Below are 25,891 nucleotides of genomic sequence, written 5' to 3'. Positions count from 1 at the left end.
GGCATGCAGGCATTTCTGGACGTCTTCGACATTTATCTGCTGGAGGCCGTGATCAACGGCATCCTGCTCGGCGGCGTGCTGGCGCTGCTCGCGCTCGGCCTCAACCTGATCTTCGGCGTCATCGACGTGACCTGGATCTGCTATGCCGAACTCGTGATGATCGGCATGTACGCTATGTACTTCATGGTGCAGTATTACGGCGTCAGCTATTTCATCGCTGCGCCCTTCACTATCCTGCTGGTTGCGCTCCTCGGCGCGGCGCTCCACTACCTCGTGATCGCGCCGCTGCTCACGGCGCCGCCGATCAATCAACTGCTCGCGACCGGCGGCGTGCTGTTCGTGCTCCAGAGCTTTGCCACCGTCGCGTTCGGCATCGACTTCCGCAATCTCGGCATCCGCCTGCCGGTGCTCGCCTTCGGCGACATGAATTTCAGCTACGCACGGCTGCTGTCCTTCGTGGCGGCACTGGTCGGCATGGTTGCGGTCTACCTGTTCATGACGCGCACCTTCACCGGCACCGCGATCCGCGCCATCTCGCAGGACCGGCAGATCATGGCGCTGATGGGCGTCGACACCAAGCGGATCTATCTCATCACCTCGGCTCTTGGAGGTGCGCTGGCCGGGCTCGCTGCCTGCCTTCTGGTGCTGCAATATGACGTGCATCCCTTCGTCGGCCTCTCCTTCGGGCCGATCACGTTCCTGATCTGCGTGCTCGGAGGCTTAGGCAATTTCATCGGCGGCTTCATCGCCTCCTTCGTGTTCGCCGAGATCATCTCGCTCGGCGGCCTGTTCTCCGATCTCGAATGGGGCTACGTGCTCGCCTTCGCCTTCTTCATCGTCATGATGTTCATCCGGCCCGCAGGCCTCCTGGCGAGGCGCCGATGATGGGGCAGGGACGACTTGCAGCCTGGGGGATCGGTCTGGCGGCGCTGGTCGCGCTCCCTTTCGTCTATCGCGATCCCTATCACCTGCACATTCTCGTGCTGATCCTGATCTGGTCGTTCGCCTACACGTCCTGGTCGATGATGGGGCGGTTCGGCCTCGTCTCGCTCGGGCACGGCGGCTTCATGGGGATCGGCGCCTATGTCACCGCGCTGTTGTGGAATCACCTCGGCCTTTCGCCATGGATCGGCATTCCCGTCAGCATGGCCGCGGCCGGTGCGCTGGCGCTGATCGTCGGCTATCCCTGCTTCCGCTTCCGCATCACCGGGCATTATTTCGTGCTGGTGACGCTGGCGCTATCAGGCATCGTGCTCCAGGTGATCACCGCGACGCGCGATTATACCGGCGGCTCGCTCGGCTACACGCCGAACCGGGCGGCGGGCAACAGGCTGCTGGCGCTGCAATTCGACGACAAGACCACCTGGTATCTGATCGCGCTCGCGATCTGGCTTTTTGGCATCGTGGTCTGGCACTGGGTCGACCGCAGCATGGCTCGCCATGCGCTGGAGGCGATCTCAGAGGATGAGGATGCCGCCGCCGCGGCCGGCGTCGACGTCACCGCGGAGAAATTGAAGATCACGCTGCTCAGCGCGCTGATGACGGCGCTCGCCGGCGCGATCTATTGCCAGTACCAGATGTTCATCACGCCCGATACCGTCAGCGGCATCGCCGTGTCGCTCCAGATGGTGTTCGCGGCCATCGTCGGCGGCTTGTTCGTCTCGCTCGGCCCGACTGTCGGCGCCATCATCACCATCCTGCTTGCGGAGACCTTGCGCATCGGCTTCGGCACCAAGGCGGTCGGCTGGGACAATCTCGTCTATGGCGTGCTGCTCGTGCTTTTCATCATATTCCTTCCCAAGGGCATTCTTGGTAGCGTGCTCGACCGACTGAAGCCGCAACGTAAGGTGTCCCCGAACTCATGAGCAAGAAGCCGTCCAAATCGATCGCCCAGGAGCTCGACCGTTACATTACGCCGTTCCGTTATGATGGATCCGGCAAGTTTCGCCTCAAGGACCACAAGACCGACGAGAAGGGCGATCTCGACAAGGAGAAGGCGCAGGAGATCCTGGAGGCCAACAAGAAGCGGCTGATCACGTTTCAGGAGACGCTCTACGCCCAGGACCGCTGGTCGCTCCTGATCGTATTCCAGGCCATGGACGCCGGCGGCAAGGACAGTGCGATCAAGGCGATCTTCGACGGCATCAATCCGCAGGGCTGCGAGGTCCATTCTTTCAAGGCGCCGAGCACCAAGGAGCTCGATCACGACTTCCTGTGGCGCCACGTGGTCGCGCTGCCGGAGCGCGGCCGTATCGGCATCTTCAACCGCTCCCATTACGAGGAATGTCTGGTGACGCGCGTGCATCCGGAGATCCTCGACAAGGAGAAGCTGCCGGCAAAGCTCGTCACCAAGAACATCTGGAAGGAGCGGTTCGAGGACATCTCCGCCTTCGAGCGCTATCTCTGCCGCAACGGCACCGTGGTGCTGAAGTTCTTCCTCAACGTCTCCAAGGACGAGCAGCGCGAGCGCTTCCTCGACCGGCTGGAAGAGCCGGCCAAGCAGTGGAAGTTCTCGATGGACGATATCAAGGAGCGCGCGCTGTGGCCGCGCTACCAGGCCGTCTATCAGGACATTGTGCGGCACACGTCGACACCTCATGCGCCGTGGTACGTGGTGCCAGCCGACCACAAATGGTTCGCGCGCGTCGTGATCGGCTCCGTGATCAATGCTGCGCTCGAAAAATTGGACCTGAAAGTTCCTCGTGTCGACAAGGCCTCGCTGCAGGAGTTCGACGAGGTGCGCAAGGCGCTGGAGAAAGAAGGAAAGGGAGGCAAGAAGCGGGCAAAGTGACAGCCACCGGCACCGCGGATCGCAAGAACGTCAACTTCGCGCTCCAGGGCGGCGGCGCGCACGGCGCCTTCGTCTGGGGCGTGCTCGACCAGGTGCTCGAGGACGGCAAGCTCGCAATCGAGGCGATCAGCGCCACCAGCGCCGGCGCGATGAATGCGGTGGCGCTGGCCTCCGGCATGGCAAACGGCGGCGCGGAGGCGGCGCGGCAGAGCCTGCACGCATTCTGGTACGAAGTCTCGCGCATGGACCGGGCGTACGATTTGCTCTCGCCGCTCAACCAGTGGATCCAGGCCCTGAAGCTGCCGCCGGAATATCATCCGGTCCACGCCTTCATCCACACGCTGACGCATACGCTGCCGCCGAACCTGCTCAATCCCTTCCACTTCAATCCGCTCCGCTCGCTGCTGCAGCGCGTGGTCGATTTCGACAGGCTCAATTCCGCGCCCGAGGCGCCGCAGCTGTTTCTCAACGCCACCAACGTCCGCACCGGCAAGATCAAGGTATTCCAGAGCCCGTTTCTCACCGCGGAAACCGTGCTCGCCTCGGCCTGCCTGCCGCCCTATTTTCAGGCCGTCGAGATCGATGGCGAGCATTATTGGGATGGCGGCTATCTCGGCAATCCCGCGATCTATCCGCTCATCTACCGCAAGGGCAGCCACGACGTCATCATCGTGCAGGTCACGGCGATCCGGCGCGACGCGCTGCCGACCAGTGCGGCTGACGTCCTCCACCGCATCAACGAGATCAGCTTCAATTCGTCGTTGATGCGAGAAATGCGCGCGATCGCCTTCGCCACGCGGCTGATCGACGACGGCGAGCTCGACAGCAACAGGCATAGCCGCATGTACATGCACTGGATCGGCAACGACCAGCTGATGTCGCAGCTCGGCACGGCCACGCAATTCCACCCGGAATGGGGCCTGTTGTGCCGCCTGCGCGACGAGGGCCGCGCGGCGGCGCAAAGCTGGCTGGCGCAAAACTTCGACCGGGTCGGCAAGTCCTCGTCGGTCGATCTGGCAGATATGTTTCTCTAGGCGAGCCGGCCATGGATCAAAACTGCGAAAACAACCCCATGCACAGTAGCCGCAGATAGCGGAATCAATGGCTTGCCGGTCACGTCGCAGCGCTTGCGGATTTTACGAAGTCCGTTTGACACGTCGGGCAAAACAGGAGCATGATGTCACCATGCCCCGTTCAGGGAACTCGCCGCCTTCAAATGTGATCCTTCAGATCATGGATCCCGCTTGACAGTTTTGTGTCTCGGGAGGAGCATCACAGCGGTCGCAAACAAGCGACGCGCAACGTCCACCTCATGAGCAAGGGGAGGTCTATGACACCACCTCCGCAAATCCAGCCGCTAAGTGCGATGGAGCTCGTTCGGACTATCGCATAGCGGCAAAAACCGCGAACGGCACGCCGGGTCAAGGTTTAGCGGGCTGCATCAGTGAGGCAAAGCCCCTACCTTCCCGGCGCTGTATTTTGCATCACGTCGATCATTGGCTGGCCGCGCCGAGGCCGCCGCGGCGTACGTATTTAGGTCCTGCCTTGTCCCTCCTCCCTCCTTGTCGCCATTCCGGGCTAATTCCCGGAATGGCGCGGGGCAGTCGCATATGGTCTCTTGGACCGGCCTGAGCAAGCGCCTCGTCCTTCGAGACGACCGCGCCGCGGTCTCCTCAGGATGAGGCTAATTGGCCTCGAGTCCGTTGCAACTGCTGCCGCACACTCCGCCCTCATCCTGAGGAGCCCGCCAAAGCGGGCGTCTCGAAGGATCGGCCGCAGGGATTCCGCTTCCCAGATGCGATAGCCCTGCGGAATGGCGGGAGAGCCCTTGCGCGCAGTGTTCTCATGACGTCTCGCTGCGCTGAGCCTGTGCCATCTTCGATCCTGCATTGCGGCAAATGCCAAGAGAATGTCGTCTCGAAGGCCAACTTCCGACACAGGTCCGGGGCGAATAACGGTCATCCGACATGACGCATGTGCTTCGGTGGTGACGATACCGACTCCGCCGGCGCATCTGTTTTATCCAAGGAATCTTCGTGTCGCATAAGTTCGCCCCGGCGCTCCTCGCTGCTCTCTTCCTCGCGATCTCATCTCTCTGCGGCGCCCGCGCCGAGACGCCGGCTGCGAGCAGTACGGCCGCGCTGTCGCCTGAGGAAGCCAAGCGTGCCCTTGAGACACTGCAGGACGACAAGAAGCGTGCGCAGATGATCGACACGCTGCGCGCAATCGCGAATGCATCTGGTCAGCAGGCTGCACCGGCCGCGCCCGAGCAGAAATCGCCGATCCCGCTCTCGGCCGACGGCCTCGGTGCACAGCTCCTGCTCACCGTGTCGGAGGAGATCGGTTCGATATCGAGCGAGATCGCCAGCATGGCGCGGACGCTCACGCATTTTCCGGCGTTCTATTACTGGATCATGCGGACCGCGAACGATCCCGCCGCCTACAATCTCCTGATCGAGACCGCCTGGAAGCTGGCGTTGGTGCTCGGCTGCGCCCTTGCGGCCGAATGGGTGATGTTCCGCCTGATCCGGCGTCCGGTTGCGTTCCTGGAAGGACGCGTGCCGCAGACCGCGCGCCTGCCAGCACAGGCGCTGCCGATTGCCGATCCGCCGTCATCGGTGGTCGATGTCACCCCCGCGCCCGAACTGCACAGGCGCCGCCACAGTCTGGCGCGGGTCTGGCAGATCCTGCTGCGGCTGCCCTTCGTGCTGGGACGCCTCGTGCTCGAACTGCTGCCGGTGGTCGTCTTCGTGGGCATCGCCACCGCGCTGCTCGGGACCGAGATCGGCGAGCCTACGACTGTTCGCCTCGTGATCCTCGCGGTCGTCAATGCCTATGCGTTCTCCCGCGGCCTCATCTGCGTGATCCGGGCGCTGGCGGGACCGTTCGGCCTGTTCCCGGTTCGGGCCGAAACCGCAGCTTACATCGAGATCTGGGCGCGCCGCATCGTCGGCGTCGGCGTATCCGGCATCGCCTTTGCCAATGTGGCCCTGCTGCTCGGCCTGCATCGTGCCGGCTACGCCGCGCTGCTGCGCATGGTGATGCTGGTCGTGCACCTCTTCGTCGTCGTCATCATCCTGCAATGCCGCCGCCAGGTCGCCGAAGCCATCCGTGCGCCGGCCGACCGGCAAGGGATCGCGGCTCGTCTGCGCAATCGCATCGCCGGCAGCTGGCACTATCTTGCCATCGGGCTCGATCTTGCGCTTTGGGCCGTGTGGGCGCTCAACATCCGCAACGGCTATTCGCTGCTCTTGCAGTATTTCGTCGGGACGGTCGTGGTGGCGCTGATGACTCGCGTCGCCATCATGCTGACGCTGAGCCTGATCGACCGCGGCTTCCGGATCAGGCCGGAGATCCTTCAGCGCTTTCCCGGCCTCGAGATCCGTGCCAACCGCTATCTACCGCTGCTGCGCAAGATCGTATCTGGCGTGATCGCCTTCATCGGCTTCGTGGCGGTGCTCGAAGTCTGGGGCGTGGACGCGATCGTCTGGTTCTACGGCGGCCAGATCGGCAGCCGGCTGATCTCGGCCGTGGTGACGATCGGCGTCGCAGCGTTCATCGCGGCCGCGATCTGGGAAGCCAGCAACGCGCTGCTGGACCGGCAGATCAATACGCTGTCCCGGGACGGCCATTATGCCCGCGCCGCGCGGTTACGCACCTTCCAGCCGATGCTGCGGACGGCGCTGCTCTGCCTGATTGCCACCGTCGTCGGCCTCACCACGCTGAGCGAGATCGGCGTCAATGTCGCCCCGTTGCTCGCGGGCGCCGGCATCGTCGGCATTGCCATCGGCTTCGGATCGCAGAAGCTGGTGCAGGACCTCATCACAGGCCTGTTCCTGCTCCTGGAGAACACGGTGCAGGTCGGCGACAATGTCAGCGTGTCGGGGCTGTCAGGCGTGGTGGAGAACGTCTCGATCCGCACCATCCGCCTGCGCGCCGGCGATGGCGCCGTGCACATCGTGCCGTTCAGTGCGGTCACGACCATCACCAATGCCAGCCGTGGCGCCGGCAACGCTTCCGTCAGCGTCAACGTCGCCTACAAGGAAGACACCGATCGCGCCGGCCAGATTCTCAAGGACATCGTGGACGAGATGCGGCGCGAGCCGGAGTTCCGTGCGCTGATCCGCGGCGATCTCGAGCTCTGGGGCATCGACAAGGTCGATGGCGCAATGGTGTCGATCGTCGGCCAGATCCGCTGCACCGAGGCCGGCCGCTGGCCGGTCCAGCGCGAATTCAACCGCCGCATGAAGCTGCGCTTCCAGCAGAGCGGCATCGAGGTCGCCTCGGCGACCCAGACCATCTTGATGCAGATCGCGCCGCCGGCCGACAACGCCGCCCATCTGACGCCAAGACGGGCGGCCGGTTAACCTTTTGCTTCGTTAAACCGCATGCCTCGCGCGACAATCTCGCTGCGGTGCGAGATCACAATAGATGCCTCAGTCCCAACGTCCTTGATCTCGGGGGAGCGCTGGCCGACAATGTCCGCGTTCAATAAGAAACTCCTTGGGGGAATTCGTGAAGAGACCTGCCCGGGTCGCTGCCCAACTGACATCGTCCGATCAATCACACGGCATGACGCTGCTGCGCGATCCGCTGCTCAACAAGGGCACCGCCTTCACCGAATCCGAGCGCGAGGCGCTGGGCCTGCGGGGCCTGCTGCCGCCTTGCGTGCTGACAATGGAGACGCAAGCTCAGCGCGTCCTGACCAATCTGCGCACGCTCCCGACCGATCTGGAGAAATACGTCGCTCTGAACGCGCTGCATGACCGCAACGAGGCGCTGTTCTTCCGCGTCGTCGTCGACAACATCGACGAGATCCAGCCGATCATCTACACCCCGACCGTCGGGCTCGCCTGCCAGAAATACGGCCTGATCTTCCAGCGGCCGCGCGGGATGTTCATCTCCTCGCGCGATCGCGGCCAGATCGCCGAGATCCTGAAGAACTGGCCCTATCCGGCCAGGCTGATCGTCGTCACCGACGGCGAGCGCATCCTGGGCCTCGGCGATCTCGGCGCCAACGGCATGGGGATTCCGGTCGGCAAGCTCTCGCTCTATTCGGCCTGCGCCGGCGTGCATCCCGAGCTGTGCCTGCCGATCGTGCTCGACGTCGGCACCAACAACGAAGAGCTCTTGAACGATCCCTATTATCTCGGCCTGCGCGAGCGGCGGCTGACGGGCGAGGCCTATGACAGCTTCGTCGACGAATTCATGCAGGCCGCGCGCAAGACGTTCCCGGGCGTGCTGATCCAGTTCGAGGATTTCGCCAACCATTCGGCGTTCAAGCTGCTGCACAAATACCGGGATGAGGCCTGCGTCTTCAACGACGACATCCAGGGCACCGCGGCGGTGGCGCTCGCCGGCCTGTTCTCGGCTCTGCGCGTCTCCGCCGGCAAGCTCAGGGATCAGCGGATCCTGTTCCTCGGCGCTGGCGAGGCGGCGACCGGCATCGCCGACCTCGTGGTTTCCGCCATGATGGCGGACGGGCTGGCGGAGGCCGAAGCGCTCCGGCGCAACTGGCTGGTGGATTCCCGCGGCCTCGTCGTCAGCGGCCGCGATGGCCTGTCCGGCCACAAGCTGCGCTATGCCAACGCCGGCCAGGCGCCGATCGCCGATTTCGTGACTGCGATCAAGACGCTGAAGCCGACGGCAATCATCGGTGTCGCCGCTGTCGGCGGCGCCTTCACCCCCGAGGTGCTCAAGGCGATGGCGGAGCTCAACGAGCAGCCGATCGTGTTCGCGCTCTCCAATCCGACCTCGAAGGCCGAGTGCTCGGCGGAGGATGCCTACCGCTACACCGAGGGCCGCGCGCTGTTCGCCTGCGGCAGCCCGTATGATCCGGTGACGCTCAACGGCCGCACCTTCGTGCCGCGACAGGGCAACAATTCCTACATCTTCCCCGGCGTCGGCCTCGGTGTCGTCGCCAGCCGCTCGCGCCTCGTCACCGACGAGATGTTCATGGCAGCCGCCCACACGCTCGCCGATTGCGTCGGCAAGGAGGACCTCGCGCAAGGCAGCCTTTATCCGGCGCTGCCGCGCATCCGCGAGGTCTCGGTCCGTATCGCCGCCGCCGTCGCAGACGTCGCCTATCAGCGCGGCCTCGCCGACGGACCTGCACCCAACGACGTGAAGGCCCTGGTCCAGTCGCAGATGTACGAGCCGCATTACTGACCGTGTCCACGTCGCCATAGCCGGGCTTCACCTCTTCCCACGGGAGAGGTGAAGAGCTCTCGGCTCGTATCGGATCGACCAAAGCGCATGCGCTTGGGACTGTCCGGCCGCACTTAGGTCAGCACGGCGATACCATTTCAGGTAGAATCGCCGTTGCGCGTTGCGTCCGCTTATGCGACGATCTGTAGCGCTACAGGATTTCAAGCAAGGTCAGGTGCCATGGACGATCGTTTGCCCGAACTGGGCGACCTCGAGCGTGAGGTCATGCAATTGGTTTGGGCCCATGGTCCCGTCACCGCCGAGACCGTGCGTGAGCGTCTGTCGCGGCGACTGAAGGAATCGACGGTCCGCACGGTGCTGCGCCGGCTGGAAGAAAAGGGCTATGCAAACCACACCGTCGACGGTCGCACTTACGTCTACCATGCCGCCGAACCACGCGCGCGCGTAGCCGCAAAGGCGGTGCAGCGCATCGTCGACTGGTTCTGCAATGGCTCGGTCGAGGAGGTCCTCGTCGGCATGGTGGACAATGCGATGCTCGACCAGCAGCAGCTGCGCACGCTGGCCGACCAGGTGGCCAAGGCCAAGAAGGCGAGGGGAGTGAAGAAAGATGATCGCAACTCTGGCTGAGGCGGCGCTGCGCTCCTTCGCGCTGGGAGGCGTCGTCTGGTCCGGTCTCATCCTGTTTCGCGTGCGCAATCCGCACGTTCACATGACGGCATAGATAGTCGTGCTGCTGGCGTCGCTGGCGATGCCCTTCATAATGCATTGGCCGACGCTGACGATCGCCCGGCCGCCTTTGCCGGTGCCCGCGCCGGGCGATTTTCTGCCGACTGACATCTCGATGTTGGAGATGCCGCAGCCGTCGCTGCCGGTCGCATCGGGCGCGACGATTGTTTCACCGGCCGGAAGCGGGCTCCCGATCGATTGGTGGCTGATCGCTACGGTCATCTATGCCGGCGTCACCACTTGCCTGCTGCTGCGGCTGCTGATCGGCCTCTGTTTAACCTGGCGCATGGCACGGGCGGCGGCGCCGATGAAGGGTGCGCAGCTTATCGCTGCCGACGTCCGCATCAGTCGTGACGTCGGCGGTCCCGTCACCTTCGGCTCGACCATTTTGGTGCCGCCGCAATTTGCCGGCTGGGATGCGAAGAAGCGCCTCGCCGTGCTCGCGCACGAGAGTGCGCATGTTGCCAATCGCGATTTCTACGTCCTGCTGCTTGCCGCGCTCAATCGCGCGGTGTTCTGGTTCAGCCCGTTCTCGTGGTGGCAGCTTACGCGACTTGCCGAGCTCGCCGAGATCATCAGCGATGCCCGGGCCGTCGAGGTGATCGACGACCGGCTGTCCTATGCGGAGATCCTGCTCGATGTTGCCGCCAGCATGAAGCCGCGGCCGCTCGAGCTCGCGATGGCGCGGGCCTCGACCGTGCGCGGCCGCATCGAGCGCATCATCGCAGCCGCGGCGATGCCGGTCGCGGTCGGCTGGCGCAAACGGTTGTCGATCGCGGCCGCGATCGTCCCCGCCGTGATCGTGTCCGCCGGCATGATCGCCTATCGCACACCGGATCTCGCGCCCGTCACCGCCGATCTCGCCGATGTCCCGGCTCCACATTACCGCCCCTTCGTCAATTTCTATGCCATGGGGCCGACATCGGTGTTCGCGATCTTCCGCGAGGGCGGCGAGCTTTATGGCCAGCTCACGGGCCAACGTCGATTGCCTCTGACGGTCGGAAAGAACGGCACGGCGTCCTACGCGGCCTCCTCGGGCGAGATCACTTTCGCGCTCGATGCGGAACGCCGCTCCTCCGAGCTGACACTGCGCATGAACGGCCGCGATATTCGCGCGGTTCGCGTCGCCGAGCTGCCGGCCGCGGCCGCGGAGCTCGCGCTACTCGATCAGTATGTCGGCTGGTACCGGTTGGCGCCGAACCGCGTGCTCACCGTGCGCCGCGACGGCGACCGTCTCTGGTTGCAGGAGACCGGGCAGGGTGCCACGCAAATGCTCGTCGAGGGCGCCGACGCCTTTTCTTTCGGCGGCGACCATCTCGTGATCTTTTTGCGCGACGAGCATTCGAAGGTTTCGCGCGTGCTGTTGCAGAGCGCAGTTTTCGGTGCCCGCCTCGCCACCCGCGTCGATGCGGCGGTGGCTCAGGCGGTCGAGGCGGATTTCGCGCGCCGCCTCGCGAAGGTCTCCGACAGATTCAGGGAGCAGGTGCCGGCGGCCGGCGGCAAGGAGATGATCCTGCGCGGCATTGAAGACCTGCGCCGCGGCACGCCGGACTATGATCGCATGAGCGCGCCGCTCGCGGCCAAGGCCCACCGGCTGCTCGATGAAATGCGCACGACGTTCCAAGCGCTCGGCGCGGTGGAGTCGATTTTCTTCCGCGGCGTCGGCCCCGGCGGATACGACATCTATGGCGCGAAGTTCGAGAACGGTAGCGCGGAAATCCGCCTGCTGATCGAGCCGGACGGCAAGGCGGGCGATGTGATCTTCCGCGCCGACGGCAATGACGAGCTCGGCGGCATCGTGCCTTGCGCGGAGGAGGCGAACGTTCGCGGTCGCGCCGGCACGTCGCCGATCAGGGTCATGATCTTTAACGAGCTGGGCGACGACATCCAGGTCTCCAATCTCGATGCGGACGGCAATCGCAAGGCGCAGATCGTCAGGTCCAATATGACCTGGTTCACCACCACCACCGTGAACAATCCCTGGATGATCGCCGACAAGTCGGGACGGTGTCTGGAGATCCTGGTGCCGGGCCGGCAGACACGCTTCCACAATGTCGAAGCCTCAAACGTTGGCGCGCGCCCAGGGCGCGCCGCGCGCCGCGCCGTTCCGATCGCCAATGGCGAGGAGATGCTGCGCCGTTACATCGAAAATCTCGGCAAGGGGCAGCCGGACTACGAGCACATGACGTCGGAAGTCGCCGACATAACGCGTCAGCAGCTTCCTTTCGATCAGGCGATCCTGGCGCGGCTCGGCGCGTTGCGCGCGGTCTCCTTCCGCGGCGTTACCGCGCTCGACAGCGACATCTATATCGCCCAGTTCGCCAACGGCTCGGCGGAATGGCGCATCGGTGTCAAGAACGGCACGATCACGAAGATCGCGCTCGGGCCGAATTTCTAGGCACAGCGTCGGTACCGGATGACTTGAGGGGGGCTGCTACAATGTCCGCTTGTGCGTGCGCCCTCGTAAATGCTACTATGCGTAGCATTACAGACCGTAGCGAAGAATCGGGCATTCGCCATGAGCAATTCCGCAAAGGCCGAAGCCGTGCTGGCGCTGCACCGCTTCGGAATGGGGCCGCGGCCAGGATCGATTGCCTCCGTCGGGAGCGACGCGCGCGGCGCGCTGATCGCCGAGCTCGACCGCCCCCTCGCGCTCGCCGCGGCGAGCGGTCTGCCCTCCAGCGCGAAGGCCTATCGCACCGTCGCCGATGCCAATGCCCGGCGAGCGGCACGCGCCAAGCAGGCGCAGCAACAGGCCAAGAAGCAGCAGATGGTTTCGGGTGATCAGGCTCAGGCGCAGCCCGATGGGCAGGCGCTGGGCTATGCGCAGGAGAAAGATGCTGCAGAGACGGCGGCGAAGCAGGCCGCCGAGGCCATTCCGGATCCCGGACGTCCCACGTATTTGCAGGAGGCCAAGCTGCGCACAGAGGCCGCGCTCGCCGCCGACATCGGCTTTGCCGAGCGGCTGGTCTGGTTCTGGTCCAACCATTTCTGCATCTCGGCCAACAAGATCCAGAGCATGTCCGGCGCCTATGAGCGCGAAGCGGTTCGCGCCCATGCGCTCGGCCGCTTCGTCGACTTGCTGCAGGCCGTCGAAGGCCATCCGGCCATGCTGTTCTATCTCGACAATCTCGACTCAATGGGAGCGAACTCGATCGCCGGCATCAACCGCAACCGCGGCCTCAACGAGAACATCGCGCGCGAGATCATGGAGTTGCATACGCTCGGCGTGCGCACCGGCTACACCCAGGACGACGTCATCGGCTTCGCCAACGTCATGACCGGCTGGACGCTGGTGCCGCCGGGCGCCGATCCGCAGCATGGCGGCGAGTTTACCTTCAATCCGCGGCTGCACGAGCCCGGCGGACAGACCGTGCTCGGCAAGCGCTATGAGCAGGAGGATGTCGAGCAGGGCCGCGCCGTGCTGCGCGATCTCGCCGCTCATCCGGCAACGGCGACCCATGTCGCGACCAAGCTCGCGCGCCATTTCGTCGCCGACGAGCCGCCGCCGCCCCTGGTCGAGCAGATGGCCAAGACGTTTCGCGATACCGATGGCGATCTCAAGCAGGTCGCCATCGCGATGGTGTCGTCGGACGAGGCCTGGCGGGCGCCGCCGTCAAAGCTCAAGCGTCCAGGCGAATGGGGCGTCGGGATGGTGCGCGCAACCGGTATCACGCAGGTCGATCCCGTCCTCTACACCGGCGGCCAGCAGCTGCTCGGCGAGCCGCTGTGGCGTCCCCCCGCGCCCAAGGGCTATCCGGACGACGAGGCCAGCTGGATCGACGGCGTCGGCCGGCGGCTCGACGTCGCGAGCAGCTTTGCCGAGCGCGTCGCCGGCATGGCCGATCCGCAAGCCATTATCGACGACGTCTTCGCTTCGCAGATCGCGCCCGAGGCGAAGCAAGCGGTCAGCCGTGCCGAGAGTCGGCAGCAGGCGCTGGCGCTGTTGTTCATGTCGGCGGATTTTCAGAGGAGGTGAGCATGGGATTCGTCAATCACCTGCCCACGCGGCGCGAGCTTCTGGTCGGCTCCGGTGCACTGTTCGCATGGAGCCAGATGCCGCGGATCGCGCACGCCGAAGGACGCGACCCGCGCCTGCTCGTCATCGTCCTGCGCGGCGCGCTCGATGGTCTAGGTGCTGTGGCGCCGGTCGGCGATCCCGATTGGACCCCCTTGCGCGGCGACCGCGCCCTGGTGCTGGATGGCAAGCCGGCGGCTCTGCCGCTGGATTCTTTCTTCGCCCTCAACCCGGCGATGCCGAACCTGCACAGGCTCTACAAGAGCGGCAAGGCCGCCATCGTTCACGCCACGGCGACGCCCTATCGCGAGCGCTCGCATTTCGACGGCCAGGACGTGCTGGAGAGCGGGCTTGTCAAGCCCGGCATGACCAGCTCGGGATGGCTCAACCGCGCGCTGCTCGCACTGGAATCGGGCGGCCGCGTCGATCCGCGCGGCAGCCGCGCGCTTGGCATTGGTTCGGTGACGCCGCTGGTGGTACGTGGCGCCGCTCCAGTGATGACATGGGTGCCGCAGAAGCTGCTGCCGGCAAGCGAGGATACGCAGAACCGTCTGCTCGATCTCTATCAGCACACCGATCCGAAGCTCGCGACCGTGCTGCAGGGGCGCATGAAGCTCGCTTCACTCGGCGGCGCAGCTGGCATCGGCGATCCGATGTCGGACGATCCGACGTTGGCGCCTCCGGGCATGGCGCGCGTGCGTGCCTACTTCGCCGAGGCTGCCGGCACTGCCGCGCGCTATCTCGCCAAGCCTGACGGACCGCGCGTCGGCGCCATGGGCTTCGTCGGCTGGGACACGCACATTGCCGAAGGCGCGGCCTCCGGTCAGCTTTACAACCTGCTCGGCGCGCTCGACGGCGCGTTTGCGGCAATCGAGAGCAATATGGGCACGGCGTGGCAGGAGACAGTCGTCGCCGTCGTCACCGAGTTCGGGCGCACCGCGCGCATCAACGGCACGCAAGGCACCGATCACGGTACCGGCACGGTCGCTTTCCTGATCGGTGGCGGACTTGCGGGTGGCCGCGTGATCGCGGACTGGCCGGGGCTGAAGCCGGCGCAGCTCTATGAGGATCGCGACCTCAAGCCGACCACGGATCTGCGTGCCGTGCTGAAGGGCCTTCTGAGGGATCACCTGCGCGTCGAGGAGAAGGTTCTCGCCGAGACGGTCTTCCCCGGCAGCGCCGACGTCAAGCCGATGGGCGGCCTCGTCGGCTGACGACGCCCGCGCAACTGGATCAGGTTCATGATGTTCACGCCGACACAATTGGAGCTCGACTTTCTCGTCAGCCTGAAGACAGGCTGGCGGCGGCTCTATCGGCGTGAGCTGATGCGGCTCCTGAAGGGAGACAGCGAAGCTGGCGAGGTTCAACCAGAGGCCCGTCCGATCGGCTGGCGCGTCGTCTCGGGCTGAACCCGCGCCTGTTCCGATTCAGGACAAGGCCAGTGTGGTGGAATCGTCACAGCTGGCGCGAAACGGCGGCGGCCTCAGCCCTGCTTTTGTTCCGACAAGGTTCTGCCCTCATTGCCCACCGAAAATCGGGTCCGTTCGGAGGGCGTACCATGTCTCGCATTGCACGTGCCGAAACTGCCCGGATTTCCTTCGCAACCTCGTGCCGTCTGCTGCTCGCGATCGGCAGCGCCGCCTCGCTCGCCGCCTGCGCGCAATCGCCGGTCAGCCGCCAGAAGGCCGATCTCGCCGGCACCAGCCGGCAGGCCGCGGTGGAGCGCCCGCACAGGGTGGCGGCGCTGCATCCAAGGCCGATCATAAGGTCGCGCGGCTCCGACGGTGACGCAAAGCAGACCGCCTCGCATGGCGTTGCCAGCTTCTATTCGGATACGGAGACCGCAAGCGGCGAGAAGTTCGACAAGAACGAATTGACCGCGGCGCATCCGAGCCTGCCGTTCGGCACCAAGCTGCGGGTGACCGATACCTCCTCCGGCCGCTTCGTGACCGTCAGGGTCAACGATCGCGGGCCCTATGTTCGCGGACGCGTGGTCGATATCTCCCCTTCCGCGGCCGAGGCGCTCGGCATGGTCGACAAAGGCATCACCAATGTCCGCCTCGATGTCGTGCAATGAGCCTCAAGCCCATCGCAGCGCTTAACCGGCTGTTAGTTGCTCTGTCGCACCATACCTGTCCAGCAAATCCGGGGCTTTGGGGAGGCGGCGCTTGAACACGATCCAGTATCTCGAAGATCAGGCCGCGCGCGCTGAGCGGCTTGCCAAACGGATCACGGATGCGCTGACAATCGAAAAGCTGCTGACCTTCGCGGGCGAGCGCCGCCGCGAGATCGAGGTGATCGGCGGCAAGCACCGGCGCGCCCAGCTCCGGCGAACCACGAGCTAAGCGCATCCGCGCTTGCTTCCCTATCTGCGCAATTGAAACAACGCCCGCTCAGCGGTGGCTTTCGACGAAGTCGCTGAGATAATCAGGCAGCTCTACACCGTCGATGTCGCAGCGCGCACGGATCTCGCCGGCGACATCGGTCGAAATGTCCTTCATCCAATGCTCGAGCGTGTTGAATGAAATCACCTTGATCGGGTCGTTGAAGCATCCGGCGACAAGCTCGCCGATGGTGGTTTCGAGATCGCTGCGCTCGATGCGGATTTCGGTCGCCTCGTCGCGGCGATCGATCACCACGAACAGGGTCTGGTCTGCGCCGTAGGGCACGACGGGAGATGACACGCCGGCGTCAAGCATCTTGAGGCGCTCACGTCTTTGCTTCCGATCCCTGACAACGGGAAAAACCGGAAGAAGGTTCCTGCTCGCGTGCTTGTGAAGGCCGTCAGAGAAATTCCCTTAAGCGCGAGAGCTCGATGACATGCTCGGGCGAAAGGATTTCCGTGACGAGCGGTGGTTGCGCCACGGTGCGAATCTCATAGAGGTGCCGAGTCGTCGCGGGCTTCTGCATGAAGACCGAGATGCACTCGTCGAGCGTGCCTTCACTCACCTGGTAGGGATCTCTGTCCAGCCTTCGCTGGTTTGCAAGCGAGGGCCATTTATACAGCACCGCAAGCGCGCCGAAATTGACCTTTGACTCCCCGACCACGTCCCCCATCGTCCTGCCTCACGCAAAAGACGACCCCAGCACACGGGGTCGCGTGCCGGGGCCTACACACTTGTCGCTGCATCTCAATGCCACGAACATTCAACGCGGCAACCGGGAAAAGGTTCCCGGCGGCCCTGTCCCTATTCAGCTCGCGGCGGCCGCGATTCTGTGCCCCGGACTGTCATTGCCCCGGCTGCTCTCGTCGCCGCGGCTGACCTCCGGCGGAAGTCCCGCGAAGCGCCGCAAGGCTCCGGCCATTTGCACCCGGCCGGGCACGCCGGTGATCACCACATCGACCATCGCGAACGACGAGTGGAAATGGCCGCGCGCCCGAAGGTGCTCGACCGGAACGCCCGCGGCGGCCATCGCCTCGGCATAGGCGACGCCCTCGTCGCGCAACGGATCGAACTCGCAGGTGACGACGAAGGCCGGCGGTAATCCTTCAAGCTTGCCGCGGAGCGGCGAGACGCGCGGGTCGGTGCGGTCGGCCGGCGAGCAATAGAGGTCCCAGAACCAGTACATCAGCGAGCGCGTCAGGAAGTAGCCGGTCGCATTGTCGTTGTAAGAGGGCCGATCGAAGGTGCAGTCGGTGACCGGGCAGACCAGGAGCTGGCCGGCGATCTCGGGACCGCCGCGGTCGCGTGCGAGCTGACAGGTGACAGCGGCGATGTTGCCGCCGGCGCTCCAGCCTGCAACCAGCACCGGCCCCGGCATGCCGCCGAGCTCGGCGGCATGCTCGGCGATCCAGCGCGTTGCCGCATAGCCGTCCTCGGCGGCGGTGGGGAAGCGGTGCTCCGGCGCATGGCGATAGCCGACGCTGACGAAGATCATGCCGGTCCGCCGCACCATGTCGCGGCAGAACGGCTCGTCCGACTGCTCGTCGCCGAGCACCCAGCCGCCGCCGTGGAAATAGACCACGAGCGGATGCGGGCCCGGCGTTGCCGGCTTGTAGACACGGTAAGGCAGCGTGCCGTCGGTACCTGGCAGGGTGCCGTCGACGATGTCGCCGATCGGCCGCCCCGCAGGCCGGCCCTTGTTGAACTCGTTGACGAAGGCGCGGGCGCCGAGCGCGCCCATCGACTCGATCGGCGGCAGGTTCAGCGACGTCAGCAGGTTCAGCACCAGCCGCACGTCCGGCTGCAGGCGCACCACCTCGCCGTCATTGCACTGCGTCGCGACGTTGGGGCCGGTCAGCCTGAACCCGAGCATGCCGCGGCTGACCACCTCGTCGCAGATGCTGCGATAGGGGCCGACGCCGCCGGTATAGGGCATCAGGCCCTGGACCTTGCCGGGCACGTTGGCGCCCGTGTACCAGGTGTTGGCGAGGCGATGCAGCGTCAGCATCGAACAATCGGCCATGTGCCGGCCCCAGGCGGCCTGCGCCGTTTCGGTCGGCTCGATCGTGGTGAAGCCGGCATCGCGCAGCTCCGCAAGGCGATCGACGACCCAGTCGACATGCTGCTCGATCGACACCGCCATGTTCGACAGCACCGACGGGCTGCCGGGGCCGGTGATCATGAAGAAGTTCGGGAAGCCCTCGACCGTGAGGCCGAGATAGGTCTGCGGTCCCTGCGCCCAGACATCCGAGAGCGATCGGCCGCCCCGTCCCGTGATCGGATGCACGGCACGGATCGCTCCGGTCATGGCGTCGAAACCGGTCGCGAACACGATGACGTCGAGGTCGACGCTGCGCTTGGCAGTCGTGATGCCGGTTGCGGTGATCGCCTTGATCGGTTCCTGGCGCAGATTGATCAGCGTGACGTTCGGCCGGTTGAAGGTCGCGTAGTAATTGGTATCGAGGCAGGGACGCTTGGCGCCGAACGGATGATCGTGCGGCATCAGGGCCGCTGCGGTCTCGGGATCCTTGACCGCGGCGCTGATCTTTTCACGGATCAGGTCCTGCACGATCTTGTTGCCGTCGACGTCGACGGCCTGGTCGGCCCAGAGCTGGGTCAGGATATAGACGAGGTCGCCCTTGCCCCATGCCTCTTCAAAGCGCGCGCGACGCTCGGCGTCGCTGAGCTGCCAGCTCACCGCGGTCTGCTGAGGATAGGGCACACCGGCCATCGATTGGCGTGCCTGCGCGCGATAGGCCGCGCGGTCGCTTTGCAGCAGGCTCATGCGGTCCCAGGGCGCCGGGCCGTTATGCGCGGGCAGCGCGAAATTTGGCGTGCGCTGGAACACGGTCAGATGCGCGGCCTGTTCGGCGATCAGCGGGATCGACTGGATGGCGGACGAGCCCGTGCCGATCACGGCAACGCGCTTGCCGGCGAGATCGACCCCGTCATGCGGCCAGCGTCCGGTGAAATAGACTTCGCCCTCAAAATCCTTGACGCCGTCGATCTCGGGCGGCTTTGGCGCCGAAAGGCAGCCGGTCGCCATGATGTAGTGGCGGCAGGAGACCGGCGCGCCGTTGTCAGTGGTGAGCTGCCAGTGCCCCGTCGCTTCGTCCCATGTGGCTGCGCTGACCTTGGTGTTGAAGCGAATGTCGCGCCTAAGGTCATAGCGGTCGGCGACGAAGCCGAGATAGCGCAGGATCTCGGGCTGGGTCGCGTATTTCTCGGACCAGGTCCAGGCCGCCTCGAGCTCCGGATCGAAGGTGTAGCTGTAATCGATGGTTTGGATATCGCAGCGGGCGCCCGGGTAGCGGTTCCAGTACCAGGTGCCGCCGACGTCGCCGGCCTCATCAAGGGCGATCGCCTTGAAGCCGGCCTTGCGCAGGCGATGGAGGAGATAGAGGCCAGCAAACCCGGCGCCGACCACGGCGACGTCGACCTGTTGGGCTGCTCCACTCGCCGCCCTCGATTCGCGTGCGGCGACCATTGCGTCAGGCATGGCATTTCTCCCGTGTATTTTGTTTTGCCGGCAGGCTATCGCTGCAGGTTCGGCTTGTCATCAGGACAAGTGCAATCTTCGGTAGTCGTTTGCGGCGTCATCGTGGCCACGCGAAGCTTGTGACGATACACGCATCGCGATGCACAATCGCCGGGATTGTCCGGGCTAATCAGACTACATCCTTCTGTGTATGCTTGCGCTTACTAGCCACGCGTACCCAGGGCGTCATGACAGAGTTGAGTGAGCGAACCAAAGCGAACATGGACGTCGTCCTGGAGGAGACGTGCCGCCAACTGCCGCATGGCGGCGATCACGACAGCCGCAGGTTCATCGCCGAGCGCCTGATCGAGGCGGCGCAGTCGGGACATTCCACGCTTGGCGAGCTCGGCATCGTCGCCCGCCGCGCGCTGGCGGAGCTCCTGGCCAAGGGGAGTTAGACGCGGCGAGAGACTTGCCTCGCTGACGGTCAGGGACATAACCTGCCGGGAACCCTTTCTCGCATCGAGATATCTAGAAGATGCGGTCCTTGCTCGCGCTTGTTGCGACTTCCGCGGTTCTGGGCTGCGCCGGCCTGGCCCTGGCCCAGCCGGTCGGACAGTTTCCGTTCGCGCTGACGCGCGAAGGACAGATGCTTGGCGCCGTCGAAGGTGAGGTGGCCTCCTTCAAGGGGCTTGCCTACGCGGCGCCGCCGGTCGGTCCGCTGCGCTGGCGCCCACCGCAGCCGACGGCCGAGAGCTCGGACATGCGCACCGCCTACGACTACGGCGCGCCTTGTCTTCAACCGTCGCTGCCTGGCGCGAGCGAGGATTGCCTCACGCTGAACGTGTTTCGTCCCTTCGGAGTCGATGGTCCGCTACCGGTGATGATGTTCATCCATGGCGGCGCCTTCGTCACGGGGACCGCGAACGATCCGCTGTTCGACGGCGCCAGGCTGGCGCAGGCCGGCCTCATCGTCGTCACCGTGAATTATCGCCTCGGTGTGCTCGGCTGGCTTACGCATCCCGCGCTGTCGGAAAGCGGCTCCGGCAATTACGGTCTGATGGACCAGATCGCGGCGTTGCATTGGGTGCACGACAATATCGCGGCGTTCGGCGGCGATCCAGACAACGTCACCCTGTTCGGCAACGGCGCAGGCGCGACGTCGATCGCGCTGCTGATGCTGTGCCGGCAGACGCGCGGGTTATTCCACAAAGCCATTCTGCAATCGATCCCCGGTCGTGCGCGCCTTCGCTCGGCGCAAGAGGCGGAGGCTGTCGGTCGCCAGTTCGTCGCCGCGCTAGGAGAGCGGACGGACTTGCGCGCAGTTGGGCCGAGCCGCTTGCTTGCCGTCGCAAAACAGCTGCTGGACAAATCGCCGCGCAGCTTTGCGCCGATGCTGGATAGAAGCCTGGTGACTGAGGACGTCGCCGCGGGCTTTGCAGCGGGACACCAAAGCCGCATTCCCCTGATCATCGGCTCGAACGACGACGAGACGGGTTTCGACAGCGAACTCAGTGTGGAGGAGGAGCTGGCGTCAGCAGGCGTCACAAGCGATGACCTGCGCAGCCTTTATCCGGATCTTGCGAGGTCATCGGATCGCGCCGCAAGATTCTTCACCGACAAGGACTTCTCCGAGCCGGTGAGGCTGCTTGCGCGCCTGCATGCCGCAAGCGGCGCGCTGACCTTCCGCTATCGCTTTGGCTATGTGCCTGAAGCGCAGCGCGCAAATCCTGATCATGGGCATGGACGCGAGTTGCAGTTCATCTTCGGTGTCGAAGGCGTGCCCGGTGCAGGAATCTTCTCGCGAGCAGATCGCGAGGTCGCGAGCCGCATCCGCGGCTATTGGATCAATTTTGCGAAAAGCGGCGATCCCAATGGCTCCGGTTTGCCCCATTGGGACGCGGCCGCAGACCGTGATCGGCTGCTGCTGATCGCGGACGATCGTATCGCGAGCGGAGACGACCCCTTCGCGGAGCGTCTCGATCGGATCGCAGGTGAGGGCAGGAAATGAGTGGGATTTATGCCGCGAGCTCGACGCGCGGCGCCGGGCTCAGTCGGTCTTCCTCCAGATAGTCCATCGCGCCGTCCTTCTCGATGGCATAGAACTGCTGGCCGTCCCGCGACTTGTAGGCGGCGCGGACGACGCCGCGGCGACCCTTGTCACTGTTGACGACGTCCCCCAGCGCAAACTTCCTCATCTCACGTCTCACTTGTCTTCAGGCCGACTGCTTCGGCCACGGCGGGATTTTGGAAGGCAAATCGTTAACGGCTTGCTAACCATCCCGGTTTGCCTATGCTCGGCGCGAACTGCGCGGGCAGCTCGCACGCGCCTGTTGCCAGCGAGACGAGCCTGATGACGCGATTTCCAACCCTGTTCCTGTCGCATGGTGGTGGCCCCTGGCCGTTCATGGAGGACGGACGGGTGCAATATGCGAAGACCGCCGGGGAGTTCGGCCGATTACCGCAAGTATTGCCGAAAAGGCCGAAGGCTGTGCTTGTCATCACTGGCCATTGGGAGGCCGACGCCTTCACCGTGTCGACCTCGGCGCATCCGCCGATGGTGTACGACTATTACGGTTTCCCCGAGCATACCTATCACCTTAAATATCCGGCGCCGGGCCAGCCCGAGCTCGCAGCCGAAGTGAAGGCGCTGGTGACGCGCGCCGGGCTCGATTGCCGCGAGGATCCCGATCAGGGCTTTGACCACGGCACTTTCGTGCCGCTCGGCCTGATGTATCCGAACGCCGACATGCCTATCGTGCTGCTGTCGCTGAAGTCGAGCTACGATCCGGCCGAGCATATCAGGCTCGGGCAGGCGATCTCATCGCTGCGCGACGACGGCGTCCTGATCGTCGGCAGCGGGCTGACCTATCACAACATGCGCGGCTTCAATCGACCGGAGTCCAAGCCGGTCTCGTACGACTTCGAGGCCTATTTGAACGAGGCCATCAGCAATCCGGATGCGACACGGCGCAACGCCATGCTCGTCGACTGGGAGAACGCGCCCAGCGCGCGCCTCGCGCATCCGCGCGAGGACCATCTGTTGCCGCTGATGGTCGCCGCCGGCGCCGCCGGCAGCGACATTGGCCGCCGCGTCTTCGTCGACGAGGTCGCGGGCGTGGCAATGGCGTCTTATGTGTTTGGTGGGTGATCTTCCTTCTCCGATAAGGGAGAGAGTCATCCTCACCCGTATTTCAGCTTCATGAACAGGATGCCGCCGGCGAGCACCATGGTGATGGCGTTAGCGGCGACCAGTGGGCCGTCGCCGGAGAGCAGGCCGTAGAGGAGCCAGAGCACAAGGCCCAGCACCATGACCAGGAACATGCCGAGCGAGATGTCGCGCGCCGAGCGCGTCTTCCAGACCTTGATGAACTGCGGCGCATAGGCGACGGTGGTGCAGGTGGCGGCGGCAAAGCCGAGCAGCTTGATCGCGAAGGGGTCCATCCCGGCTCTATAGCATGGATTCGGCCATGCCTCACGCGCGGGCCGCCATGAGGTCGCGGTAGAGCGCGGCATAGTCGCCGGCGCGGTTGCGCCAGGAGACGTCGGTCGCAAGGCCGCTCAATTGCAGCCGGCGCCAGGTCAGCTTGTCGTGGAAGACGGTGTTGGCCTTGCGCAGCGTGCCGGCGAGGGCGTCCGCCGTCACGGGGCTGAACTTGAAACCGGTGGCATCGTGGCCGGATGCGTCGGCCTCGCTGATGTCGACGATGGTATCCTCGAGCCCGCCGACGCGCGACACGATCGGGACGGCGCCATAGCGCAGCGCGCAGAGTTGGGTCAAGCCGCACGGCTCGAAGCGCGACGGCACGATCAGCGCGTCCGAGCCGGCCTGGATCAGATGCGCCAGGATCTCGTCATAGCCGATCACGACTCCGATCTGGCCGGGATTGGCGCGTGCGGCGGCCTGGTAGCCGTCCTGCAGATCGCGATCGCCGCTGCCGAGCAGCGCGAGCTGCATGCCTTCACCCAGTATGGTTGGAATGGCCTCGAGCAGGAGATCGAGTCCCTTCTGCCAGGACAGGCGGCTGATGACGCCGAGCAACGGCGCCTCGTCGGAGGAATCGAGATTGAACTGCTGCTGAAGCGCCGCCTTGTTCGCGGCCCGGAACGTCAGGTCTTCCGCGCCGAAGCGGTAGGCGATGTGCGGATCGGTTTGCGGATTCCACACCGAGATGTCGATGCCGTTGAGAATGCCGCTGAGCACGCTCGCGCGTGCGCGAAGCAGACCGCCGAATCCCATGCCGCCTTCGTCGCTCTGGATCTCCCGCGCGTAGGTCGGCGACACCGTGGTGATGCGATCGGCAAATTGCAGGCCCGCCTTCAAAAAGCTGATGCCGCCGAAATATTCGATTTCGTTGACGTTCAAGGAGTGCCAGGGCAGGCCGATCGCGCCAATCAGCTCGGGAGCAAACTTGCCCTGATAGGCCATGTTGTGAATGGTCATCACGGTGCCGGGCCGCGGTCGGTTGTCATAATGCAGATAGGCCGGCACAAGCCCCGCCTGCCAGTCATGGGCGTGCATGATGTCGGGCACGAAAGCCGGAACCAGGCCGTGGCCGATATCGGCGGCGACGCGCGAGAGCGCGGCGAAGCGCACGCCGTTGTCCGGCCAGTCGACGCCTTCGCTGGTCACGTAGGGATTTCCCGGCCGCGCATAGAGATGCGGCACGTCGAGCACGAACAGATCGAGGCCGTCGTGCGAGGCTGCGAGCAGGCGTCCAGGCCCGCCGAAATAATCCGGCCAGCGCCGGATTTCCTCCGCTCCGGCGAGCAGCCGCGTCACGTCGGGATAGCCGGGCATCAGGGTGCGCATCTCGACGCCATGCGCCTTCAGCGCAACCGGCAGCGCGCCGGCGACATCGGCGAGGCCGCCGGTCTTGACGATGGGGTAGACTTCAGAAGCGACCGCGAGGACGCGAACAGGCGTCATTTATTGAGCCCATCGATCATCGGCTGGGTGATCAGCGAGATGCCCTGCTCGGTGGTGCGGAAGCGCTTGGCGTCAAACTCGGTATCCTCGCCGACGACGAGGCCCTCGGGGATTTCGACGCCGCGGTCGATCACGACGTTCTTCAAGCGAGCCCCGCGCCCAACATTCACGTAGGGCATGATCACGGCATTCTCGACATTGGCATAGGAGTTGATGCGGACACCGGTGAACAGCAGCGAGCGGCGCAGCGAGGCGCCGGAGATGATGCAGCCGCCCGAGACGAGCGAGCTCACGGCCTGGCCGCGCCGGCTCTCCTCGTCGTGGACGAATTTGGCCGGCGGTGTGATCTCGGCATAGGACCAGATCGGCCAGGCGCGGTCGAACAGGTCGAGCTCCGGTACGACATCGGTGAGATCGATATTGGCGGACCAATAGGCGTCGACGGTGCCCACGTCACGCCAATAGGCGCCGTTGTGGCTGCTGGAGCGCACGCAGGAGGTCGAGAATTGGTGCGCGAACGCGCGGCCGTTCTTGACGAGGTATGGAATGATGTCCTTGCCGAAATCGTGGTTCGAGTCCGGGTCCTCGGCGTCGCGCCTGAGCTGATCAAACAGGAATTTCGCATTGAACACGTAGATGCCCATGCTGGCCAGCGAGACGTCCGGCTTGCCGGGCATCGGCGGCGGGTCTTTCGGCTTCTCCAGGAAGGACTGGATCCAGCCCTTCTCGTCGATATGCATGATGCCGAAGCCCGATGATTCCGTGCGCGGCATCTCGAGGCAGCCTACCGTGACATCGGCGCCGCTCTCGACATGCTCGCGCAGCATCACCTCGTAGTCCATCTTGTAGATGTGGTCGCCGGCCAGCACGACGATGAAGCGGCAGGCGTGAGATTCGATGATGTCGATGTTCTGGTAGACCGCGTCCGCCGTGCCGACATACCACATGTTCTCGGAGACGCGCTGGCTCGCCGGGAGAATGTCAAAACTCTCATTGCGCTCGGGGCGGAAGAAGTTCCAGCCCATCTGAAGGTGCCGGATCAGGCTGTGCGCCTTGTATTGGGTGGCGACCGCGATGCGGCGGATGCCGGAGTTCACCGCGTTCGACAGCGCGAAGTCGATGATGCGGGACTTGCCGCCAAAATAGACCGCCGGCTTGGCGCGCCGGTCGGTCAGCTCCAAAAGCCGGCTGCCGCGTCCGCCAGCGAGGACGAACGCCAGCGCCTGGCGGGCAAGCGGTTCACTACCGACGGCACTCATGTCATCCTCCCGCGCTCTGGCGCTTGCCGAGGCCTTTTGTCGCGAGAAGCCCCGCGGTCCCGCGCCCATTGGAACCGATAGTAACGGTACGAATAGTAAATCGGGAAGTAGGTTGTTAGTTGCGAGCGCGGGAAGCT

The 25,891-nt window shown here is 64.8% G+C and carries 22 protein-coding genes and 1 pseudogene; 16 read left to right on the top strand and 7 right to left on the bottom strand.

Going from position 1 to position 25,891, the window contains the following annotated elements; genetic code table 11:
- The first annotated feature begins 3 nt into the window (after positions 1–3).
- The 13 genes and pseudogenes from IVA98_RS23345 to IVA98_RS23285 all read left to right on the top strand — a co-directional run bounded on the left by IVA98_RS23345 (position 4) and on the right by IVA98_RS23285 (position 16,048).
- Positions 4–885, top strand: a complete 882-nt coding sequence (locus IVA98_RS23345; RefSeq protein WP_247278555.1) for a branched-chain amino acid ABC transporter permease — start codon at positions 4–6, stop codon at positions 883–885.
- Positions 882–1,929: pseudogene (locus IVA98_RS23340) on the top strand (branched-chain amino acid ABC transporter permease). Before IVA98_RS23345 ends, IVA98_RS23340 begins: the two are co-directional and overlap by 4 nt.
- Positions 1,862–2,791: a polyphosphate kinase 2 family protein gene (locus IVA98_RS23335; RefSeq protein ID WP_247306464.1), complete on the top strand. Its 930-nt coding sequence runs from the start codon at positions 1,862–1,864 to the stop codon at positions 2,789–2,791. Before IVA98_RS23340 ends, IVA98_RS23335 begins: the two are co-directional and overlap by 68 nt.
- On the top strand, positions 2,788–3,825 hold the full coding sequence (locus IVA98_RS23330; protein WP_247306461.1) for a patatin-like phospholipase family protein: 1,038 nt from the start codon (positions 2,788–2,790) through the stop codon (positions 3,823–3,825). Before IVA98_RS23335 ends, IVA98_RS23330 begins: the two co-directional genes overlap by 4 nt.
- A 1,002-nt stretch (positions 3,826–4,827) precedes the next feature.
- Complete coding sequence (locus IVA98_RS23325; protein ID WP_247306459.1) at positions 4,828–7,158, top strand: mechanosensitive ion channel domain-containing protein; 2,331 nt, start codon at positions 4,828–4,830, stop codon at positions 7,156–7,158.
- Positions 7,159–7,306: 148 nt separating this feature from the next.
- Positions 7,307–8,959 carry an NAD-dependent malic enzyme gene (locus IVA98_RS23320; RefSeq protein ID WP_346657734.1) on the top strand — a complete coding sequence of 551 codons (1,653 nt, stop codon included), beginning with the start codon at positions 7,307–7,309 and terminating at the stop codon, positions 8,957–8,959.
- Positions 8,960–9,178: 219 nt separating this feature from the next.
- Positions 9,179–9,586, top strand: coding sequence for a BlaI/MecI/CopY family transcriptional regulator (locus IVA98_RS23315; protein ID WP_247306457.1), 408 nt, complete (start codon positions 9,179–9,181; stop codon positions 9,584–9,586).
- A 121-nt stretch (positions 9,587–9,707) separates the two neighbouring features.
- The gene (locus tag IVA98_RS23310; protein WP_247355616.1) at positions 9,708–12,083 is read left to right on the top strand and encodes a M56 family metallopeptidase; all 2,376 of its coding nucleotides are present in this window, start codon (positions 9,708–9,710) and stop codon (positions 12,081–12,083) included.
- 120 nt (positions 12,084–12,203) lie between these two features.
- Positions 12,204–13,664: a DUF1800 domain-containing protein gene (locus IVA98_RS23305; protein WP_247306453.1), complete on the top strand. Its 1,461-nt coding sequence runs from the start codon at positions 12,204–12,206 to the stop codon at positions 13,662–13,664.
- A 2-nt stretch (positions 13,665–13,666) separates the two neighbouring features.
- Positions 13,667–14,917 carry a DUF1501 domain-containing protein gene (locus tag IVA98_RS23300; protein WP_247306452.1) on the top strand — a complete coding sequence of 417 codons (1,251 nt, stop codon included), beginning with the start codon at positions 13,667–13,669 and terminating at the stop codon, positions 14,915–14,917.
- 27 nt (positions 14,918–14,944) lie between these two features.
- Positions 14,945–15,112: a hypothetical protein gene (locus IVA98_RS23295; RefSeq protein WP_247306450.1), complete on the top strand. Its 168-nt coding sequence runs from the start codon at positions 14,945–14,947 to the stop codon at positions 15,110–15,112.
- Positions 15,113–15,261: 149 nt separating this feature from the next.
- Positions 15,262–15,780: a septal ring lytic transglycosylase RlpA family protein gene (locus IVA98_RS23290; protein ID WP_247306447.1), complete on the top strand. Its 519-nt coding sequence runs from the start codon at positions 15,262–15,264 to the stop codon at positions 15,778–15,780.
- Positions 15,781–15,871: 91 nt separating this feature from the next.
- Positions 15,872–16,048 carry a hypothetical protein gene (locus IVA98_RS23285; protein WP_247306445.1) on the top strand — a complete coding sequence of 59 codons (177 nt, stop codon included), beginning with the start codon at positions 15,872–15,874 and terminating at the stop codon, positions 16,046–16,048.
- Positions 16,049–16,096: 48 nt separating this feature from the next.
- Here the strand turns inward: IVA98_RS23285 and IVA98_RS23280 are convergent, their stop codons facing one another.
- From IVA98_RS23280 to IVA98_RS23270, 3 genes are all read right to left on the bottom strand, one after another.
- Positions 16,097–16,402: a hypothetical protein gene (locus tag IVA98_RS23280; protein WP_247306442.1), complete on the bottom strand. Its 306-nt coding sequence runs from the start codon at positions 16,400–16,402 to the stop codon at positions 16,097–16,099.
- Between the two features lie 85 nt (positions 16,403–16,487).
- Entirely contained in the window at positions 16,488–16,760 is a 273-nt protein-coding gene (locus IVA98_RS23275; RefSeq protein WP_247306439.1) for a hypothetical protein, read from the bottom strand.
- Positions 16,761–16,895: 135 nt separating this feature from the next.
- Positions 16,896–19,586, bottom strand: coding sequence for a flavin-containing monooxygenase (locus IVA98_RS23270; protein WP_247355615.1), 2,691 nt, complete (start codon positions 19,584–19,586; stop codon positions 16,896–16,898).
- 227 nt (positions 19,587–19,813) lie between these two features.
- Between IVA98_RS23270 and IVA98_RS23265 the strand changes: the two genes are divergently transcribed.
- On the top strand, positions 19,814–20,023 hold the full coding sequence (locus IVA98_RS23265; RefSeq protein ID WP_247355614.1) for a hypothetical protein: 210 nt from the start codon (positions 19,814–19,816) through the stop codon (positions 20,021–20,023).
- 80 nt (positions 20,024–20,103) lie between these two features.
- Positions 20,104–21,576, top strand: a complete 1,473-nt coding sequence (locus IVA98_RS23260; protein WP_247355613.1) for a carboxylesterase/lipase family protein — start codon at positions 20,104–20,106, stop codon at positions 21,574–21,576.
- Positions 21,577–21,583: 7 nt separating this feature from the next.
- On the opposite strand, the gene IVA98_RS23255 is transcribed toward IVA98_RS23260, so the two are convergent.
- Positions 21,584–21,763, bottom strand: a complete 180-nt coding sequence (locus IVA98_RS23255) for a hypothetical protein (protein ID WP_247306430.1) — start codon at positions 21,761–21,763, stop codon at positions 21,584–21,586.
- Between the two features lie 155 nt (positions 21,764–21,918).
- Between IVA98_RS23255 and IVA98_RS23250 the strand changes: the two genes are divergently transcribed.
- Positions 21,919–22,716, top strand: coding sequence for a DODA-type extradiol aromatic ring-opening family dioxygenase (locus IVA98_RS23250; protein WP_247355612.1), 798 nt, complete (start codon positions 21,919–21,921; stop codon positions 22,714–22,716).
- Positions 22,717–22,748: 32 nt separating this feature from the next.
- Here IVA98_RS23250 and IVA98_RS23245 read toward each other — a convergent pair whose 3' ends face one another.
- From IVA98_RS23245 to glgC, 3 genes are read right to left on the bottom strand one after another with little or no spacing between them, the layout of a single operon-like run.
- Entirely contained in the window at positions 22,749–23,009 is a 261-nt protein-coding gene (locus IVA98_RS23245; protein ID WP_247306424.1) for a SemiSWEET transporter, read from the bottom strand.
- A gap of 31 nt (positions 23,010–23,040) precedes the next feature.
- Positions 23,041–24,495, bottom strand: a complete 1,455-nt coding sequence (gene glgA / locus IVA98_RS23240; protein ID WP_247355611.1) for a glycogen synthase GlgA — start codon at positions 24,493–24,495, stop codon at positions 23,041–23,043.
- On the bottom strand, positions 24,492–25,754 hold the full coding sequence (glgC, locus tag IVA98_RS23235) for a glucose-1-phosphate adenylyltransferase (RefSeq protein ID WP_247306418.1): 1,263 nt from the start codon (positions 25,752–25,754) through the stop codon (positions 24,492–24,494). Before glgC ends, glgA begins: the two co-directional genes overlap by 4 nt.
- Between the last annotated feature and the right edge of the window lie 137 nt (positions 25,755–25,891).

Origin of the sequence: Bradyrhizobium sp. 160, assembly GCF_023073735.1 — a bacterium.
GTDB lineage: Bacteria > Pseudomonadota > Alphaproteobacteria > Rhizobiales > Xanthobacteraceae > Bradyrhizobium.
Note: the sequence above shows the minus strand (reverse complement) of the source record. Positions and strands in the feature narration are given on the sequence as shown.

What these genes read in the sequence shown, in the direction of transcription:
- IVA98_RS23345 (WP_247278555.1), top strand. Translation starts at nt 4, where the DNA reads ATGCAGGCATTTCTGGACGTCTTCGACATTTATCTGCTGGAGGCCGTG.
- IVA98_RS23335 (WP_247306464.1), top strand. Translation starts at nt 1,862, where the DNA reads ATGAGCAAGAAGCCGTCCAAATCGATCGCCCAGGAGCTCGACCGTTAC.
- IVA98_RS23315 (WP_247306457.1), top strand. Translation starts at nt 9,179, where the DNA reads ATGGACGATCGTTTGCCCGAACTGGGCGACCTCGAGCGTGAGGTCATG.
- IVA98_RS23310 (WP_247355616.1), top strand. Translation starts at nt 9,708, where the DNA reads ATGCCCTTCATAATGCATTGGCCGACGCTGACGATCGCCCGGCCGCCT.
- IVA98_RS23305 (WP_247306453.1), top strand. Translation starts at nt 12,204, where the DNA reads ATGAGCAATTCCGCAAAGGCCGAAGCCGTGCTGGCGCTGCACCGCTTC.
- IVA98_RS23300 (WP_247306452.1), top strand. Translation starts at nt 13,667, where the DNA reads ATGGGATTCGTCAATCACCTGCCCACGCGGCGCGAGCTTCTGGTCGGC.
- IVA98_RS23295 (WP_247306450.1), top strand. Translation starts at nt 14,945, where the DNA reads ATGATGTTCACGCCGACACAATTGGAGCTCGACTTTCTCGTCAGCCTG.
- IVA98_RS23290 (WP_247306447.1), top strand. Translation starts at nt 15,262, where the DNA reads ATGTCTCGCATTGCACGTGCCGAAACTGCCCGGATTTCCTTCGCAACC.
- IVA98_RS23280 (WP_247306442.1), bottom strand. Translation starts at nt 16,402, where the DNA reads ATGCTTGACGCCGGCGTGTCATCTCCCGTCGTGCCCTACGGCGCAGAC.
- IVA98_RS23275 (WP_247306439.1), bottom strand. Translation starts at nt 16,760, where the DNA reads ATGGGGGACGTGGTCGGGGAGTCAAAGGTCAATTTCGGCGCGCTTGCG.
- IVA98_RS23270 (WP_247355615.1), bottom strand. Translation starts at nt 19,586, where the DNA reads ATGCCTGACGCAATGGTCGCCGCACGCGAATCGAGGGCGGCGAGTGGA.
- IVA98_RS23265 (WP_247355614.1), top strand. Translation starts at nt 19,814, where the DNA reads ATGACAGAGTTGAGTGAGCGAACCAAAGCGAACATGGACGTCGTCCTG.
- IVA98_RS23260 (WP_247355613.1), top strand. Translation starts at nt 20,104, where the DNA reads ATGCGGTCCTTGCTCGCGCTTGTTGCGACTTCCGCGGTTCTGGGCTGC.
- IVA98_RS23255 (WP_247306430.1), bottom strand. Translation starts at nt 21,763, where the DNA reads ATGAGGAAGTTTGCGCTGGGGGACGTCGTCAACAGTGACAAGGGTCGC.
- IVA98_RS23250 (WP_247355612.1), top strand. Translation starts at nt 21,919, where the DNA reads ATGACGCGATTTCCAACCCTGTTCCTGTCGCATGGTGGTGGCCCCTGG.
- IVA98_RS23245 (WP_247306424.1), bottom strand. Translation starts at nt 23,009, where the DNA reads ATGGACCCCTTCGCGATCAAGCTGCTCGGCTTTGCCGCCGCCACCTGC.
- glgA (WP_247355611.1), bottom strand. Translation starts at nt 24,495, where the DNA reads ATGACGCCTGTTCGCGTCCTCGCGGTCGCTTCTGAAGTCTACCCCATC.
- glgC (WP_247306418.1), bottom strand. Translation starts at nt 25,754, where the DNA reads ATGAGTGCCGTCGGTAGTGAACCGCTTGCCCGCCAGGCGCTGGCGTTC.